Source organism: Massilia sp. WG5 (assembly GCF_001412595.2).
Lineage (GTDB): Bacteria > Pseudomonadota > Gammaproteobacteria > Burkholderiales > Burkholderiaceae_D > Telluria.
The window spans coordinates 1,413,872-1,431,592 of the sequence record NZ_CP012640.2; the positions used below are offsets into that span (position 1 = coordinate 1,413,872).

The following is a 17,721-nucleotide window of genomic DNA, read 5'->3' on the forward strand; positions in this document are numbered from 1 at the left end:
CAGAAAGTTGTTCGCCCTGGCGCTACCCGTCAAGGTAACAGCAGAGCCTGGTTCTTGCTCATTATCAAGGTCGTCTGAAAGTACATGGTTACCTTAACCGATGGAAAATTTGATAGCAGTTACATCATCGGAGGCAATACATGGACGGAACCCAAGCGATCGCGGCGGGCGCTGCGCTATCGGCGTTCGGTCTGGATGCGCAGCACGATCGCCTGATGCGCCTGGGCTTCCCCCGCAACGACGGTCCGGAACGCATCCTCCTGCCGAACCGACTCAAGGCGCACGAGGAAGTCTCGCGCTGCTTCCGCTTCGAGGTCGAACTCCTGTCGGACGACGCGCGGATTCCCCTGAAGGCGATGATGGCCAGGATGGTCACGATCTCTCTCGTGCGCGAGGACGGATCACTGCGCTACTTCAACGGCTACGTCACCGAATTCCGTTTTCTGCGTGCCGATGGCGGCTTCGCGTTCTACCACATGGTGCTCGAGCCATGGGTGGCCTTCACCAAGCTGCGCAAGGACAACCGTTCGTTCCTTGGCAAGAGTGTCATCGAAATTACCGAACTCACCTTTGCCCAGTACCGCCAGAACGACTGGCACCCAGTCATCGTCGGCGACTATCCGCGGCTGACCTGCGCCAACCAGTACGACGAGACCGACTACAACCACTTGCACCGGCGCTGGGAAGAGCTCGGGCTGCACTATTACTACGAGCACCGGGCGGACGGGCACACGCTCTTTCTCAGGGACAGGAGCACGCTGGCCCAGCCCATCGACCCGACCGGCATTGACGATTCGGGCGAAATCCCGTTCCGCGACAAGGCTGGCTCGCTCGAAGACGACGGCATCCGTGAATGGATTCCCATGCGCCGCCTCGGCTCCGGCCAGACAACGCTGGTCAGCTTCGACTATAAGAACCCGGTCGCGCAGCGCTCGACCGCCGAGTCTCTGAATAACCAGGGCGACGTCTATCCCTACGAAATCTACGAAGACACGGGCGCGTACGGTTTCCGCACGCACGATGAGGGCGAACAGCTCGCGCAGCAGCGCATGGGCGAGCGCGATGCGAACACGCAGACTTTTGAAGCCCACGGCAACGATCGCACCGCCCAGCCGGGCCGGTGCTTCAAGCTTGCCGACCACTTCAGCGCCGAGCTGATAGTTCCCAAGCGCGGCGAGCCGGCCAAGCCCAGCATCCGCGACCGCGACTACCTGATCCTTTCCGTCGACCACGAAGCCAGCAATAACTACCAGGCCAGGCCGGGTGCGCCATCGAACTACGAGAACACGTTCCGCTGCGTGCGCAGGGATATCCAGTGGCGCCCGGGTCGCCACTACAACAGTCAGCCCTGCACCTATCACGGCATCCAGACCGCCATCGTGGTCGGGCCGGCCGGCGCCGAGATCCATACCGATGGCTACGGGCGGGTCAAGATTCAGTTCCACTGGGACCGGCTGGGCAAGCGCGACGAGAACAGCTCGGCCTGGGTGCGCGTGATGTCGCCCGGTGCCGGCGTCGAGTTCGGGAACATCCGCCTGCCGCGCGTTGGCGAGGAAGTGGGGGTGGTCTTTGTCAACGGGAACATCGACCATCCGCTGATTCTGGGTGTGCTGTACAACTACACACACATGCCGCCGTGGCAGCTACCGGAGCAGCAGGCCCTGAGCGGCCTGCGCAGCCGCGAGTTGCAGTCGGGTGAAGCGAGTGGGCGCGGCAATCACTTGGTGCTGGACGATACGCCCGGAAAGATCCAGGCGCAGCTGAAGAGCGATCATCAGTGTAGCCAACTGTCGCTTGGTCATATCACTCGCATTGAAGATCACCAAGGGCGCCAGGATGAACGAGGTGAAGGCTGGGAAATCGCTACCGATGCTTGGGGTGTTGCCCGGGCAGGCCAAGGCCTCCTAATCACCACTGAAGCGCGCTGCAACGCGACCTCCGCGGTCAAGGACATGGGCGAAGCCGTTCAACGTCTCGTCTCCGCCCAAGGAAGACAAAAGAATCATGCGGAAGTAGCGGAACAAAACCGAGCGCAAGAAAACGACCAGCAATCACGTGTAGCGGCGTCGATCAAGGCGCAAAACGACGCGGTTCGGGGTGCAGGCGCCAGTTCCACAAAACGTAGCTTTCCGGAACTCTCCGAGCCTCACTTAATTCTGGCGAGCGCCGCTGGAATCGCTACTACCACGGCTCAGTCTACGCACATCGCAAGCGAAGGCGACACCGCGATCACAACGGGGAAAAGCGTCGCGATTGCAGCCGGTGACGGTTTTTTCGCGAGTATCGTCACTACGCTCCGCCTGTTCGTTCAAAGAGCTGGCATGAAACTGATTGCTGTGGCAGGCGATATCGACGTGCAGACCCTCTCCGACAGTATCAATTTACTCGCGAAATTGAACATTACACAAACGGGAAACCGAATTGTTATCAATGCCAAGGAAGACATCGTCATCAACGGCGGTGGCAGCTATGTCAAGTTCAGTAAGGCCGGGATTGAACACGGCACAACCGGTACATTTGTGGCTCATGCCGCTACCCATAGCTTCATCGATCCAAAGAGCCTTGCGCTTGCCTCAAACGAAATGGAAAAGGGTCACTTCGATCAGACCCCGATCTTGCGCGATCTCGACGGGCCGTTAGCAAATCGCAAGTTCGAGCTGACGCGCGAAGATGGAACGATCATCAAGGGCGTTACTGATGCCGAGGGTCGTATGCCGGTGCAAAAAGGCATTGCGATGGCGACGGCAAAACTACGGATACTGAGCGACTAATATGACCGACAGTACTAAAGATGTTAAAAAGATGACGCAGAGTGTGGGTGGGGCGATGGAGGGTGAATTTGACCTAACACCAAGTCACACCGAACAGCGCGAAACTATATTCATGATGCCGCCGAGCAGAGTGATTCCAATTATTTTCTTGCCGGGGGTTATGGGGAGTAACCTTCGTATGAGCAGGGCTCGCACTGCGAAGGTTGGTGACCAAAACGATATTGCTTGGCGGCCGGATACGCTGGGTGCAACAACACTATTCACCAATGTCAAAACAGCCTCATTTTTGACACCTGAAGAACGGCAATTAAAACTCGATCCAGATGAGACCGAGGTTGACTACTATCGATTTACCGAAAACCAGGGAAGCTTCGACCCAATCGGCGATCAAACCCAAACGTCGGATAATCGGCACAGTAATGTTCCCGATTCTCTCCGAAACGTCGGCATGTTAACCACCGACCGCGCTGCGTGGGGCGCCGACAGTGCAAAGAAAAAGGCGGGCGCGGCTACCGCAGCACAAAAAGCACGCTGGCGTGGCTGGAGCGAAATCGGGTTTAACGATTACCGGGACGCACTTGAGATCCTAGAAGCCCGACTCTATCACATCACGGACCCCTATTATGCGCAGATTTCGCATAATCCATTGCATGAAGTCTGGGTGTCTGGGAAAGATTTTGGCAAATCGGTCACAGGTGTCAATCTCGCTAAATGGGGCGCCCCTGCTGGCAAGGCATTGGAAGAGACCGAAGTTTTGCGCATAGCGAATTGTCTCTACCCTGTTCATGCGATGGGGTACAACTGGCTGCAGAGTAATGCAGTATCCGCTCGGAAAACGGCGGCGCGGATCAGGGCGTTAATCAAGTCCTATCAAGATCATGGACAAAAATGCGATAAAGTCATATTGGTTACGCATTCGATGGGAGGCATACTGGCGCGTGCAATTATTCATCCGGAAATGGGTGGGCTGAACGACGCCGTACTGGGAATCTATCACAGCGTTCAGCCCGTGCACGGCGCAGGCGCCGCTTACAAGCGCGTTCGCAGCGGCGTTACGGGTCATTCGCCAGCTGCGCTCGTCATTGGCAATACGGGCCAGGACGTCACCGCCGTTTTTGCCAACGCACCTGGTCCTCTCGAGCTGCTGCCAACTTCTGCATATGGCCAAGGCTGGCTGAAGGTAGTCGATCAAAATGACAGAGTGCTTGCACAATGGCCATCAAGTACTAAGGATGTTGGTGGCCAACTAGGAACATCGGATGCCGCGCAAACGGATGGTTTGTCGCTCAAAGATATATACCTCCAAGGCGACGGCAAATGGTGGCGTTTGTTTAACCCAGACTGGATCAATCCAGCCGGCAAGAAGTTTAAAAAAAGCTCCGCTTGGGAAATGGTGAAAAAACGAGTTTTTAACGCGCAACATTTTCACGATAAGATTAAGGACACATTTCACGAAAATACTTATGCGAGCTATGGCACAGACGCCGCTGACAATAACCTGACCCATGGAAACGTCGTATATAAAGTGGATTCGCTATCGAGCGACTTCGACGATATTGCGTCCTCCATATCGCCAGGACGTGGCGCGCCATCGACTTGGAAAATCATCAACGAAGATGGAAAAGGCGATTTAATTGTTATGTCGGCGGAAAAGCGAAAATTCAAGCTCAAGTTACTATCTCCAAAAGATCCTGGAGACGGAACAGTTCCAGCCGATTACTCAGCTGCAAAAGTTAAGGCCAAGATACACTTCAAACAAACTGGCTACGATCACCAAGGCAGCTATCACAACGACTTTGTGTTAGCGTCAATGCTGTATTCTGTGGTCAAAATTGCCAACACAGCGGAAGGTTGGAAAAAATAGCATAGTCCGCATTAAGCCGCTACGCGCCCGGCAAACTGAGTGTTTTCCATTATTCTTGCGAACATTTCTATTCTCATCAAACCAAATGGCCATATTCAATAGACGAGGCTCCGGAAAAGCGGGCGTCCGTATCGCAGCGATCGCATTTATCGCCTTCTTAATTCTACTATTTTTGTTCAATTACCAGAAATATTCGTATAAGGAGCGGGGCGTGCCAAATAGAATTGAACCATCTCGAAAGCTGTGCGAACTGTTTTCCAAAACTAAATATGTTTGTTTCGGCCGTTATGTATTGACCGTGCCGGCCGAAGCGCGTCTTGTTTTTGGCTATCAGGAATTCCCGGCTGAAATTACTACTCACAAGAATGCAGCAGGACAAGCAAAACATTTAGCTGATGCATTTATTGCCGATTTAAAAAAGGAGGACGATGACACAGAGGTGACGTACTTCGGTCCCGGACCAGTCCCTTCGAGCGTCCAAATTCGCTTCTTTGCTGGTGCGTTCTTAAAGCAGGAAGGCGCCCAAGGGATCAGAAACTTCGATCAAATCGGCGATCATGTCTTTGAATATGGTTGGGGTTCAGGCGAAGAGGAGTCAGCGAACCAAATCATGAAGCGCATGGCTGAGATTGCCCGTAATCTTCGTGTCCGCGACAACGCAGAGGTCCCGAAAGAGCCGGGAGTATGCATTGACGAAGGATTTATTGCCGACAACACGAGCAACGATCAGGAGATCTTCGGCGCGGGGATCTCTCTGCCAAGCATCCCGGATGTGAGATTCTCGATCAGGTCGAACAAGAATGCGAGTACCGAGGGGCCGAACGGTGTCGGCCTTATTGAACGCCATAAGGGCGCAATGACAGCTCAGGGCATTGTCTTCCCCGTAGTCGCGGACTTGGCGAGGTTGCGAATGGGCAGGCACATGGTGAATACCTGGGATGGTGAGGAGGTATTACTTCGGCATAATGGGGAGGAAGGCGCGATTGCGCACGAATTCTTATGGGCATTCGTGGGGAAAACCGGGGACAGGGCCAAGCCAGCCAGCGTTGACATTCGTCTGGACACCGGGGTTGCCCACGACACGAAATTTGCGACTAGGGGTTCACTGTCAGATGATGAGGCCGTAGCTTTATGGGACAAACTTCTTAGCGGCCTGCGCTTCCGGAATTGAGCCTGGGGCGTGGTCGAAATAATGAAACCGCTGCGGAGAGGGTACGAAGCATGTCAATGAAAATCATCGTCGTGGGCGATTCTACCGATCATGGCGGCAAAGTGATCAGCGGCTCGCCACAGCACGACGTAGACGGGAAGCCCATCGCGCGGCTTGGCGACCAGGTGGATTGCCCTCAGCATTACCCAGGTGGGAAACCACACGGAGTCAACAAGATCATTACCGGCCACTCCAGCGTGACTGTGGGAGGTATAGCGGTAGCCGTGGAAGGCTGTGTCACGGAATGTGGATGCAAGTTGATCGGCTCGCACCGGGCCAGCGTGGGCTGACGGGCTCGATCACTATGCCGCCAGCTCGCCATGTGACGTACTTGTAACGTGACTCCCGCACAAGTACGTGCCCTGCGCATCGGAAACAACAACGCCGAAAGCGATCCGTAGGACCGAGCCCCCCTACTTAGTGCGCACCTGCTAGTCCTTCGTGGCCAGCGCTGTAGCCACTGCTTCTGCGTACGGGCTGTCTGCTCTGCTCAGACTTCTTCTGGTGGCCTTGATCAACGTCAGGTTCGCGTTCGGTTAACTCCAAGAAATACCCAGGTTTTCGGCGTTAGGGCCTGCCTGCGCGACAGATTGAATTGCTCCGCCTACTCCGCCGTCGCGCTGAAACCCAGGCGGTCGGTCGCGAGCGCCTTATCTACGCGTTCAACAACTAACCCAGTGGGCGACCGTATGGTAGCTATTGCTCAGACAAACTGATCAGTGTCGATTAGTTGCATATTATGCCGTCCCTTTGTCGTTTCTCACCCAACTGGTTTACGGTAATGCATGCAGTGCGGACAAATTGCTGTGCGTTACAGCTATGCCAAGGCCAAACTGATTGATCCTGGTCGAGCTACACCAGGATGTAGACGGCGATTTGGCCGTCTACAGCGGCGGTGCACCGCGAATTTCGTGCGGTTTGAAACCAGACTGAACCGGTCTTGAAACGCTGTCTTACTAGGGAGTAGTGGAGGCGAGGACGGGAGTCGAACCCGTCTAGACGGCTTTGCAGGCCGCTGCATAACCGCTTTGCTACCTCGCCCGAGGAGACTTGACGATGCTGGCGTGGCGGGTTATCGAACCACATCAGCACGGGAAGACGGGCTTCCCTGAATTCTGGAGCGGGAGAAGAGTCTCGAACTCTCGACCTCAACCTTGGCAAGGTTGCGCTCTACCAACTGAGCTACTCCCGCATGGAGTTACTGCTTGTCGTGAATTACCTGGAGCGGGAGAAGAGTCTCGAACTCTCGACCTCAACCTTGGCAAGGTTGCGCTCTACCAACTGAGCTACTCCCGCATGGAGTTTTTTCACATCATCCGTAAAACACTGGAGCGGGAGAAGAGTCTCGAACTCTCGACCTCAACCTTGGCAAGGTTGCGCTCTACCAACTGAGCTACTCCCGCATGGAGTCTTACTTTTACTACTTACTGCTGCCCCAGCCTCGGCTTGCGCTGACTGGAGCGGGAGAAGAGTCTCGAACTCTCGACCTCAACCTTGGCAAGGTTGCGCTCTACCAACTGAGCTACTCCCGCATCGCTGGAAGCTGCGATTATAACTTATTGCAATCAACACTAGCAAACTTTGGAGCGGGAGAAGAGTCTCGAACTCTCGACCTCAACCTTGGCAAGGTTGCGCTCTACCAACTGAGCTACTCCCGCTTCGTTTCGTTTGCTGCAATGTCGTTCGCAACAGGCAGGCATTATAGAGATGCTGAGCTATGTGTCAAGGATGGCTCAATAGAAATCTCTATAGAAATTTTACAGCGCACCCGATTTTTCCTTGATCAGCGGCCAGGCGCGGCGCAGATAGTAGAACATCGACCAGACCGTCAGCACGCCGGCGATCCACAACAGGATCCCTCCTGCCGTCTGCATGTCGAGTACGACGAACAGCGGATCGTGGAACAGCAGCATGGGGATGGCGACCATCTGCACCGCGGTCTTGATCTTGCCGAGCGAGCTGACCGCCACCGACTTGCGCGCGCCGATCTCGGCCATCCATTCACGCAGGGCCGAGATGGTGATCTCGCGGCCGACGATGATGAAGGCGATGATGGCGTTGACCCGGTCCAGCTGCACCAGCACCAGCAGCGCGCCGGCCACCATCAGCTTGTCCGCAACCGGATCGAGAAAGGCGCCGAAGGCCGAGGTCTGGTTCCAGCGGCGCGCCAGGTAGCCGTCGAACCAGTCGGTAACGGCGGCGACGATGAAAACCAGGGTCGAGGCCAGGTTGCGGTCGGCGAGAGGCAGCCAGGGTTCGGGCAGGTAATAGACGCCGACGACCAGCGGGATCAGGGCGACGCGTAACCAGGTCAGGAGAATCGGGATGTTAAAAGGCATAGTGCGGCGTGGTGGACATAGCGCCGCTAGTCTACATGGCTCTTGCCATTTGAACCAGTTGAACTCATCCGGAACCGCCGCCGCCCGCGACTTTGTTCGTCGTCCCCGCGCTTTATTCGTCGTCCCCGCGCAGGCGGGGACCCAAGTCAATGCAGCTGGCGATAAATCTCTTCCGCCAGCGTGCTCGATATGCCTTCCACCGACATCAGGTCCTCGACGCTGGCGTCGATCACGCCGCGCAGGCCGCCAAAGCGCGCCAGCAGCTTCTGGCGGCGCTTGGCGCCGATGCCCTCGATCTCTTCCAGGCGCGAGGCCTGGCGGGCCTTGGCGCGCTTGGCGCGCATGCCGGTGATGGCGAAGCGGTGCGCCTCGTCGCGGATCATCGCCACCAGCATCAGCGCCGCCGATTCCTTGCCCAGTTCCTGCGGATCGCGGCCGTCGGCAAAGATCAGGGTTTCGAGGCCGACCCGGCGCCCCTCCCCTTTCGCCACGCCGACGATGCTGCTGACGTCCAGGCCCAGTTCGGAGAATACCTGGCGCGCCATCTCGACCTGCCCCTTGCCGCCGTCGATCAGGGCGATGTCCGGCATCACGCCGTCGCCGCCCGCGACCTTCTCGTAGCGCCGCATCAGCACCTGGCGCATGGCGGCGTAGTCGTCGCCCGGCGTGATGTCGTTGATGTTGTAGCGCCGGTATTCGCCGTTCTGCATCTGGTGGTGGTGGAACACCACGCAGGAGGCCTGGGTCGCCTCGCCGGCCGTGTGGCTGATGTCGAAGCACTCGATGCGCAGGTTTTCCAAACTCGCCAGGTCTTCGCTGTCCAGGCCCAGGACGTCAACCAGCGCGCGCGTGCGCGCCTGCTGCGAGCCCTGCTCCGAGAGCAGGCGCGCCAGCGAGATCTCGGCGTTCTTCTGCGCGAGTTCGAGCCATTGGCGGCGCTGGCCCTGCGGCTGGAACACCATGTTGATGCGGTGCCCGCACTGCTCGGTCAGGGCATTCACCAGCTCCGGCATGTCGAAGAAGGTGTTCAGGATGAAGGTGCCGGGAATGAACTTGTCCGCGTAGTGCTGGGCCAGGAAGGCGGCCAGCACCTCGACCTCGATCGCGTTCTCGCCCAGGTCGTCGCCCAGGGCCTCGCCGATCGACTCGCCGACCTGGGTCGGGAAGTAGGCGCGGTCGCCCAAATGGCGCCCGCCGCGCACCATCGCCAGGTTGACGCAGGCGCGCCCGCCCTGCACCACCACCGCGATGATGTCGACGTCGGCGTCGCCGACCGTCTCCATGCTCTGCGCGTGCAGCACCTTCGAGAGCGCCTGGATCTGGTTGCGCACGCTGGCGGCCTGCTCGAACTTCAGGTCTTCGGCAAAGGCCAGCATCTTCGCGTTCAGGTCTTCCAGCACCTCGGTCTGGCGCCCGCGCAGGAACTTGGCGGCGTTGTCGACGTCGCGCCGATAGTCCTCGGGGGCGATCAGGTCCACGCAGGGACCGCTGCAGCGGCCGATCTGGTGCAGCAGGCAGGGCCGCGTGCGGTTGTGGAACACGCTGTCTTCGCAGGTGCGCAGCTTGAACACCTTCTGCAGCAGCTGCATCGATTCCTTCACCGCCCAGGCGCTCGGGAAGGGTCCGAAGTACTGGTTCTTCTTGTCCAGCGCGCCGCGGTAATAGGCCATGCGCGGCGCGTCGCCGGCCGTGATCTTCAGGTAGGGATAGGACTTGTCGTCCCTGAAGAGGATGTTGTAGCGCGGCTTGAGGGTCTTGATCAGGTTGTTTTCCAGGATCAGGGCCTCGGCCTCGCTGTGCGTGACGGTGGTCTCCAGGCGTGCGATCTGCGAGACCATCATCGCGATGCGCGGGCTCGACAGGTTTTTCTGGAAGTAGCTGGAGACGCGGTTCTTCAGGTTGCGCGCCTTGCCGACGTAGAGGACCTTGTCCTCGGCGTCGAAATAGCGGTACACGCCGGGCAGGCCGGGCAGCTTGGCGACCGTGGCCAGCACCTGCTCGCGCATCGCGGCATCCGGCCGCGCCGTGCCCTGCGCATCCTTCTGGATGGTGGCGTTGAGCTCTTCCTTCATCGCCTGCCAGGCGTCCGGACGGGCGCGCGGCGAGCCTTCCGGCTGGCCCTCGGCCTTGGCGCGGTTGCTGGCGGCGCGCGTGCGCCTGGACGGCGCCACCGGGGCCGGGGCCGGCATCGCGGCGCCGCCGGCGGCAACGTAGGCGACGTGCGTCTCCTGTACTTCCGGAGCGGCCGGGCTTTCCGGCTGCTCGTCTGGTCGAACTTCCTTGGTCACTTGGGTCCTGCTAGATAGGTTCGGGCGCCTGGGTCACGATCACGAAGGCGACGCCATAGTCGGCTTCGTCGCTGATCGTCACCTGCGCCGTGAGACGGTGTTCACGCATGAATTCCTCGAGCGCCCCGCTGCAGACGATGACGGGCTTGCCGCTGGGCGCGTTGAGCATCTGGGCCGAGCGCCAGGTCATGGGCATGCGCATGCCCAGCCCGATCGCCTTCGAGAACGCCTCCTTGGCCGAGAAGCGCGTGGCCAGGAAGCGCAGCCCGCGCACTTCGTGCTTGGCGCGGCGGGCGTGGTATTTGACGAGTTCCTGCGGTCCGAGGATCTTTTCGGCGAAGCGGTCGCCGTTGCGCGCGAGGGCAGCCTCCACGCGCGAGATCTGGACGATGTCGGTGCCGATTCCGTAGATCATGCGCACGAATCTCCTGTGACCCTGCTCAGGTCTCCGACGAGGGATTGCCGAGCGAGACGCCCAGTCGCGCATCGACCATGATCGCCTTCATCTCGCGCACCGCGTGCTCCCAGCCGACGAACAGGGCATGGGCAACGATCGCGTGGCCGATGTTCAGCTCGTGGATCTCGGGGATGGCGGCGATCGGCTGCACGTTCGTGTAATGCAGGCCGTGGCCGGCGTTCACGCGCAGGCCATGCTTGATGCCGGCGCGCACGCCCAGCTTGATGCGGGCCAGCTCGCGCGCGACCTCTTCTTCCTCTTCGGCCTCGGCATAGCGGCCGGTGTGCAGCTCGATCACCGGCGCACCGACCGCGGCGGCGGCGGCGATCTGCTGCTCGTCGGCGTCGATGAACAGCGAGACGCGGATGCCCTCGCCGGCCAGCTGCTTCACCGCGGCTTCGACTTCCTTGTAGTAGCGGATCACGTCCAGGCCGCCTTCGGTGGTCACCTCTTCGCGGCGCTCGGGCACCAGGCAGACGTCCTGCGGCCGGACCTGGCAGGCGAAGTCGACCATCTCCCGGGTGACGGCGGCTTCGAGGTTCATGCGGGTCAGCAGCTGCGGACGGATCGCCAGCACGTCGGCATCCTTGATGTGGCGGCGGTCTTCACGCAGGTGCAGCGTGATCAGGTCGGCGCCGGCCTGTTCGGCCAGCAGGGCCGCGCGCAGCGGATCCGGGTAGACGGTCCCGCGCGCATTGCGGACGGTGGCGACGTGGTCGATGTTCACGCCAAGGTCGATGACCTGGCCTTTCGGTTGCAGGAAGCTCATGGTTTTTTTCTTAAAGCTGCATCAAGTCGATGAGAATCTGGCGCGTATTCAGCGGCGCGCCACCCAGGTGATAGGCCAGCAGGAAACGCATCAGCTGCTTGCTCTGCGCCTGCGTCTGCAGGTCGCCGTAGTGTTCCTTCTCCATGTCGATCAGGGTCTTGCCGCTCACCACGGGCCAGGTATCCCCCGCCTGCGCACGGCGCGCACCGCGCTCCGGATCGACGACATACAGGCCGCCGGCGTCGACCGGGGCCCGGGTACCGGTGTCGCGCGTCAGGTCGGCGGCGACCCCGGTCTCCTTAAGTAAGGCCCGTTCGAACTTTCGCAAGACGATCTGCACGGGTTCATTGTGCGCCAATTCGTTGAGCGTCGCCACGTAATGGTCGAACAGCGCCGGGTGCGGGTCGTCCCGCGCCAGCAGCTTGACCAGCAGCTCGTTCAGGTAAAACCCGCACAGCAGCGCCGTCTTCTCGATCGGCAGCATGCCGCCGACCCAATCGGCGTCGATCAGGGTGCGCAGCTCGGACTTGCCGGAGAAGGAAATCGACAGCGGCTGGAAGGTCTGCAGCACGCCGCGCAGCTTGGACAGCGGCCGCTTGGCCCCTTTCGCGACCACGCCGATACGCCCATGGTCGCGCGTAAACATGTCGACGATGAGGCTGGTTTCCTTGTACGGATAGCTGTGCAGCACGAAGCCGGGCTGGCCCAGCACGCGGCTGTCGCGCGCCAGGGCGCGGCGGCGTTCGGGCTTGGGCGCGGGGGCCGGCGGTGGTGCCACAGGCGCAGGCGCCGCCGGCGCCGCAACGGCGGGCTGCACCGCATACGGCGCGGCGGCTTCCTGCGCCTGCTCGGGGTGCTTGTCCTGCTGGTCGTCGTCCTGGCCGTGCATGCGCGCGGGTGTCGTCGTCGAGGGCTTATTCGTAGCCGTAGGCGCGCAGGCCGGCTTCGTTGTCGGCCCAGCCCGACTTCACCTTGACCCAGATCTCCAGGTACACGGGGCCGCCGAACAGCTTTTCCATGTCCAGGCGCGACTGGGTCGAGATCTCTTTCAGGCGCGCGCCCTTGTTACCGATGATCATGGCCTTGTGCGTGTCGCGCTCCACCAGGATGGCGGCGAAGACGCGGCGCAGATTGCCTTCCTGCTCGAATTTTTCGATCAGCACCGTGCTGGTGTAGGGCAGCTCGTCGCCCAGCAGGCGGAACACCTTTTCGCGGACGATCTCGGCGGCCAGGAATTTCTCGCTGCGGTCGGTGATGTCGTCCGGGCCGAACACCGGCGGATTTTCCGGCAGGTGGCTGCGGATTTCCTTTTCCAGCGCATCGACCTGGAAGCGCAGCTTGGCCGACACCGGCACCACGGCCGTGAAGTCGCGCAGGCCGGCGACCTTGGCCGCGAAGGGCATCAGCTCGGCCTTGTCCTTCATGCGGTCGGACTTGTTGATCACCAGGATCACCGGGACATTCTTCGGCAGCATGTCCAGCACCTGCTGGTCGGCCGGGCCGAAGGCGCCGGCTTCGACCAGGAACAGGATCACGTCGGAGGCGGTCAGGGTGTTCGAGACCGTCTTGTTGAGCGTCTTGTTCAGCGCGTTCGCATGGCGGGTCTGGAAGCCCGGGGTGTCGACGTAGATGAACTGGGCGTCGTCGCGGGTCTGGATGCCGGTGATGCGGTGGCGCGTGGTCTGGGCCTTGCGCGAGGTGATCGACACCTTCGCGCCGATCAGCACGTTCATCAGGGTCGACTTGCCCACGTTGGGACGGCCGACGATGGCGATGTAGCCGCAGCGGAAATCTGCGGGAGTGCTGTCGTCCTGGGTGGTCTCGATGTTCATGCTGCTGTTTTCCTGGTTTGATTCATGGATGCCGGCTTTGCGGCTGGGCCTGCTTTGCTTCGGCGACGTCGCCGTCCGCCGGCACGCCGGTCTGGGTGGCGCTTTGGTCCGCGCTCTGGTCCGTCGCGATGCCGGCCAGCTTCAACTGGGCCGAACGCGGACGGCTCTTGCGCCCGCCGCCGGAGCCCTTCTGCACCGCCTGCTCCGCGACTTCGAGGGCGAGGCGCGCCGCCGCCTGCTCGCCGGCGCGGCGGCTGCCGCCGCGTCCGAAGACCTGGATGCCGAGCTTGGGCACCAGGCATTCGATCTCGAATTCCTGGCTGTGGGCGGCGCCGTGGGTCGCCACCACGTTATAGGTCGGCAGCGAAATCTTTTTGCTCTGCAGGAATTCCTGCAGCAGCGTCTTGGCATCCTTGCCGAGGGTGCGCGGATCGACCGAGTCCAGCAGCGGGATGTAGAAGGCGCGGATCGCGTCGCGCGCGCTGTCGAAGCCGCTGTCGAGGAAGATGGCGCCCAGCAGGGCTTCGAGGGTGTCGGCCAGGATCGAAGGGCGGCGGAAACCGCCCGACTTGAGTTCCCCCTCGCCCAGGCGCAGGAATTGCGACAGTTCGATCTTCTGGGCAATCTCGTACAGCGATTGCTGCTTGACCAGGTTGGCGCGCAGGCGCGACAGGTCGCCTTCGGGCAGGTCCTTGAAGCGTTCGTACAGGACCGAGGCCACCACGCAGTTGAGGATCGAATCTCCGAGGAACTCCAGGCGCTCGTTATGCAGGCTGCTGTGGCTACGGTGGGTCAGCGCCTGCTGGAGCAGGCTGGGGTCCCGGAACGTATAACCGAGGCGAGTTTGCAATAACTGAAGATTCATTGTCGTTTCATTTTGCGTGAGTCCGGCAGAGCGGACTCATGCCCGACCCTGCCCGGTTTATTACTTGGCAGCCGCGTCGGCCTTGGCTGCCACTTCTCCGCTCGGATCGGTGGTGCCGGCGAAATCGAGCAGCAGGCTGACGTTGCCGGCCAGCGGAATCCGTTTTTCGTAGGCGAAGCTGACTTCGGCCTGGCCGTTGTCGCGGGTAATCACCAGGTCACGGCTGGAGATGGCGGTGATGTTGTTGATCTCCGCATTCCGTTCGAAGGCCTGCTGCATCTCGCGGGTCCCGCCGCCGGCCGCCTTGGCTTGCACGATGGCATTCTTGATCGAACGGTATTCGGCCCAGGCCGGAAATACCTTCATCGCCACCAGCGCCACCGCGCCGAGCACCACCAGCACCACAATCAGGCCGGACAGCGAAACGCCGGCCTCCCTACCCATTCCTGCCTGTCGCATCCGCGCCTCCGCCTGTCAGTGGATACCGCCGATGCGCTTCGGGTTACTGAAGTTCATCCAAACAAGCACAGCCTTGCCGACGATGTTCTGGTCCGGCACGAAGCCCCAGTAGCGGCTGTCTGCACTGTTGTCGCGGTTATCGCCCATCATGAAATAATTGCCTTCCGGTACGATACAGGTAAATTTATCGTAGGAATAGGTGCAATTTTCGTGATGCGGAAAGTCCGGGTCGACCGCAGCCAGGTTGATCGAGCGCTGTCCGTCCATGTTCAGGATACGGTGCGGCGCATTCGGGAGCTTCTCCACGAACTGCTTGTGGTACACGGGACGCTCGTCGTCGAGGTAATCGTCCATCGGCTCGTACTGGACAGCAACCCCGTTGACGGTCAGGCGCTTGTTCTCGTAAACGATTTTATCACCCGGCACGCCGATGACGCGCTTGATGTAGTCCTGGCTCATGTCTTTCGGGTATTTGAAGACCATGACGTCGCCGCGCTGCGGGTTGCCGACTTCGACGATCTTCTTGTTGATCACCGGCAGGCGGATACCGTAGTCGAACTTGTTCACCAGGATCAGGTCGCCCACCAGCAGGGTCGGCACCATCGACGAGGATGGGATCTTGAAGGGCTCGAACAGGAAGGAGCGCAGGAAGAACACCAGCGCGATCACCGGGAAAAAGCTGCCCGAGTACTCGACCCAGGTCGGCTGGCGCAGGATCGACGCTTCCAGCGCCGCGCGGTTGCCGTTGTCGACCTTGATGCCGTCGGCGGTCAGCTTGGCGCGGTGCGAGTCGTACTCGGCCAGGGCGGCGTCGGCTTTCGCGCGGCGCTGCTTGGACAGCACGAAGACATCGAGGAACCAGATGACGCCCGTGACCACCATCGCCACGAACAGGATCAGCGCAAAATTTCCCAGGATCGGTTGCAGATTCATCGCTTGTCAGTCTTTCCTTCTTATTTGTCTTCTACCTGCAGGATGGCCAGGAAGGCCTCTTGCGGGATCTCCACCGAGCCCACCTGCTTCATGCGCTTCTTGCCGGCCTTCTGCTTTTCCAGCAGTTTCTTCTTGCGCGAGATGTCGCCGCCGTAGCACTTGGCCAGCACGTTCTTGCGCAGCGCCTTGACGTTTTCACGCGAGATGATGGTCGCCCCGATCGCGGCCTGGATCGCCACGTCGAACATCTGGCGCGGGATCAGTTCGCGCATCTTCGCCGCCACCTGGCGGCCGCGGTAAGGCGCGTTGGCGCGGTGCACGATGATCGCCAGCGCATCGACCTTCTCGCTGTTGATCAGCATGTCGACCTTGACGACGTCGGCGGCGCGGTATTCCTTGAACTCGTAGTCCATCGAGGCATAGCCGCGCGAGGTCGACTTCAGGCGGTCGAAGAAGTCCAGCACGATCTCCGCCATCGGGATTTCGTAGTGCAGCTTGACCTGGCGGCCGTGGTAGGCCATGTCCATCTGGACGCCGCGCTTGCCGTTACACAGGGTCATCACCGAACCCACGTATTCCTGCGGCATGTAGAGATTGACGTCGACGATCGGCTCGCGCACCTCGTTGATCTTGGACGGCTCCGGCATCTTCGACGGATTGTCGACGCGGATGATCGAACCGTCGCGCATCTCGACCTCGTACACCACCGTCGGCGCGGTCGTGATCAGGTCCATGTCGAATTCGCGCTCCAGGCGCTCCTGCACGATTTCCATGTGCAGCAGGCCCAGGAAGCCGCAGCGGAAGCCGAAGCCCAGCGCCTGCGACACTTCCGGCTCGTACATCAGGGCGGCGTCGTTCAGCTTCAGCTTTTCCAGCGAGTCGCGCAGGGCGTCGTACTGGTTGGCCTCGACCGGGAACAGGCCGGCGAAGACCTGCGGCTGGACTTCCTTGAAGCCCGGCAGCGGCGCCGGGGCCGGCTTCTGCGCCAGGGTCACGGTATCGCCGACCTTGGCGGCCTTCAGTTCCTTGATGCCGGCGATCACGAAGCCGACCTGGCCTGCGCTCAGCTCGTTCAGCTGCACCGAACGCGGGCTGAACACGCCGACCTGCTCGACCAGCTGCTGGGAGCCGGTCGCCATCAGCAGGATCTTGTCCTTCGGGCGCAGGGTGCCGTTGACCACGCGCACCAGCATCACGACGCCGACATAGCTGTCATACCAGGAGTCGACGATCAGGGCCTGCAGCGGCGCCTCCGGATCGCCTTGCGGCGGCGGGACTTTCGCGATCAGGGTTTCCAGCACGTCTTCCACGCCCAGGCCGGTCTTGGCCGAGCAGACCGTGGCGTCGCTGGCGTCGATGCCGATCACGTCCTCGATCTCTTTCTTCGCATTGTCCGGATCGGCGTGCGGCAGGTCGATCTTGTTCAGGATCGGCACCACTTCCACGCCCAGGTCGAGCGCGGTGTAGCAGTTGGCGACGGTCTGCGCCTCCACGCCCTGCGAGGCGTCGACCACCAGCAGCGCGCCCTCGCAGGCCGACAGCGAACGCGAGACTTCATAGGAGAAGTCGACGTGGCCCGGGGTGTCGATCAGGTTCAGGTTGTAGATCTGGCCGTCGCGCGCCTTGTACTGCAGCGCCGCGGTCTGGGCCTTGATGGTAATGCCGCGCTCGCGCTCCAGGTCCATCGAGTCGAGCACCTGCGCGTCCATTTCACGTTCGGACAGGCCGCCGCACATCTGGATGATGCGGTCAGCCAGCGTCGACTTGCCGTGATCGATGTGGGCGATGATGGAGAAGTTACGTATGTTTTTCATTAACATGCAGTGTCGGGGACAATACGAAAAAAGCGCTCAGTCGGGGCTCCAAGCCGCCCCAGGCGAGCGCTTTCGTCAAGCGGGAGAATTCAAACCGTGCATTTTACCGGATTTCGGGTC

14 protein-coding genes and 6 tRNA genes are annotated in these 17,721 nt (G+C 60.6%); 4 read left to right on the forward strand and 16 right to left on the reverse strand.

All coding sequences use genetic code 11. The features are described from left to right. Positions 1 to 140 precede the first annotated feature (140 nt). From AM586_RS06110 to AM586_RS06125, 4 genes are all read left to right on the forward strand, one after another. The gene (locus AM586_RS06110; protein ID WP_060566970.1) at positions 141 to 2,771 is read left to right on the forward strand and encodes a type VI secretion system Vgr family protein; all 2,631 of its coding nucleotides are present in this window, start codon (positions 141 to 143) and stop codon (positions 2,769 to 2,771) included. 1 nt (position 2,772) lies between these two features. Continuing rightward, entirely contained in the window at positions 2,773 to 4,635 is a 1,863-nt protein-coding gene (locus tag AM586_RS06115; protein WP_109370437.1) for a triacylglycerol lipase, read from the forward strand. Between the two features lie 85 nt (positions 4,636 to 4,720). After that, positions 4,721 to 5,806, forward strand: coding sequence for a T6SS immunity protein Tli4 family protein (locus AM586_RS06120; protein ID WP_162600527.1), 1,086 nt, complete (start codon positions 4,721 to 4,723; stop codon positions 5,804 to 5,806). Between the two features lie 50 nt (positions 5,807 to 5,856). After that, positions 5,857 to 6,135 (forward strand): PAAR domain-containing protein, encoded by a 279-nt coding sequence (locus AM586_RS06125; RefSeq protein WP_082439690.1) that lies wholly within the window; start codon positions 5,857 to 5,859, stop codon positions 6,133 to 6,135. 677 nt (positions 6,136 to 6,812) lie between these two features. Here AM586_RS06125 and AM586_RS06130 read toward each other — a convergent pair. The 16 genes from AM586_RS06130 to lepA all read right to left on the reverse strand — a co-directional run bounded on the left by AM586_RS06130 (position 6,813) and on the right by lepA (position 17,601). Beyond that, positions 6,813 to 6,886 (reverse strand) — tRNA-Cys (locus AM586_RS06130). A 75-nt stretch (positions 6,887 to 6,961) separates the two neighbouring features. Further along, positions 6,962 to 7,037, reverse strand: a tRNA-Gly gene (locus tag AM586_RS06135). Positions 7,038 to 7,065: 28 nt separating this feature from the next. After that, positions 7,066 to 7,141: transfer RNA gene (locus AM586_RS06140), tRNA-Gly, on the reverse strand. A gap of 31 nt (positions 7,142 to 7,172) precedes the next feature. After that, positions 7,173 to 7,248, reverse strand: a tRNA-Gly gene (locus AM586_RS06145). A gap of 53 nt (positions 7,249 to 7,301) precedes the next feature. Continuing rightward, a tRNA-Gly gene (locus tag AM586_RS06150) sits at positions 7,302 to 7,377 on the reverse strand. A 50-nt stretch (positions 7,378 to 7,427) separates the two neighbouring features. After that, positions 7,428 to 7,503: transfer RNA gene (locus tag AM586_RS06155), tRNA-Gly, on the reverse strand. A gap of 99 nt (positions 7,504 to 7,602) precedes the next feature. Then, entirely contained in the window at positions 7,603 to 8,184 is a 582-nt protein-coding gene (gene pgsA, locus AM586_RS06160) for a CDP-diacylglycerol--glycerol-3-phosphate 3-phosphatidyltransferase (RefSeq protein ID WP_047826418.1), read from the reverse strand. 146 nt (positions 8,185 to 8,330) lie between these two features. Further along, positions 8,331 to 10,190 (reverse strand): excinuclease ABC subunit UvrC, encoded by a 1,860-nt coding sequence (uvrC, locus tag AM586_RS06165; RefSeq protein WP_047826456.1) that lies wholly within the window; start codon positions 10,188 to 10,190, stop codon positions 8,331 to 8,333. A gap of 292 nt (positions 10,191 to 10,482) precedes the next feature. Continuing rightward, positions 10,483 to 10,887 (reverse strand): holo-ACP synthase, encoded by a 405-nt coding sequence (acpS, locus tag AM586_RS06170; protein WP_047826419.1) that lies wholly within the window; start codon positions 10,885 to 10,887, stop codon positions 10,483 to 10,485. Between the two features lie 25 nt (positions 10,888 to 10,912). Then, positions 10,913 to 11,698, reverse strand: coding sequence for a pyridoxine 5'-phosphate synthase (gene pdxJ, locus AM586_RS06175; RefSeq protein ID WP_047826420.1), 786 nt, complete (start codon positions 11,696 to 11,698; stop codon positions 10,913 to 10,915). A gap of 10 nt (positions 11,699 to 11,708) precedes the next feature. Beyond that, positions 11,709 to 12,587 carry a DNA repair protein RecO gene (gene recO, locus AM586_RS06180; protein ID WP_047826421.1) on the reverse strand — a complete coding sequence of 293 codons (879 nt, stop codon included), beginning with the start codon at positions 12,585 to 12,587 and terminating at the stop codon, positions 11,709 to 11,711. Positions 12,588 to 12,612: 25 nt separating this feature from the next. Continuing rightward, the gene (gene era / locus AM586_RS06185; RefSeq protein WP_047826422.1) at positions 12,613 to 13,530 is read right to left on the reverse strand and encodes a GTPase Era; all 918 of its coding nucleotides are present in this window, start codon (positions 13,528 to 13,530) and stop codon (positions 12,613 to 12,615) included. A 22-nt stretch (positions 13,531 to 13,552) separates the two neighbouring features. Then, positions 13,553 to 14,395 carry a ribonuclease III gene (gene rnc / locus AM586_RS06190; protein ID WP_047826457.1) on the reverse strand — a complete coding sequence of 281 codons (843 nt, stop codon included), beginning with the start codon at positions 14,393 to 14,395 and terminating at the stop codon, positions 13,553 to 13,555. A gap of 60 nt (positions 14,396 to 14,455) precedes the next feature. Beyond that, on the reverse strand, positions 14,456 to 14,854 hold the full coding sequence (locus tag AM586_RS06195; RefSeq protein WP_229411274.1) for a DUF4845 domain-containing protein: 399 nt from the start codon (positions 14,852 to 14,854) through the stop codon (positions 14,456 to 14,458). Positions 14,855 to 14,869: 15 nt separating this feature from the next. After that, positions 14,870 to 15,787 carry a signal peptidase I gene (lepB, locus tag AM586_RS06200; protein ID WP_047826424.1) on the reverse strand — a complete coding sequence of 306 codons (918 nt, stop codon included), beginning with the start codon at positions 15,785 to 15,787 and terminating at the stop codon, positions 14,870 to 14,872. 20 nt (positions 15,788 to 15,807) lie between these two features. Further along, positions 15,808 to 17,601: a translation elongation factor 4 gene (lepA, locus tag AM586_RS06205; protein ID WP_047826425.1), complete on the reverse strand. Its 1,794-nt coding sequence runs from the start codon at positions 17,599 to 17,601 to the stop codon at positions 15,808 to 15,810. Positions 17,602 to 17,721: the final 120 nt, after the last annotated feature.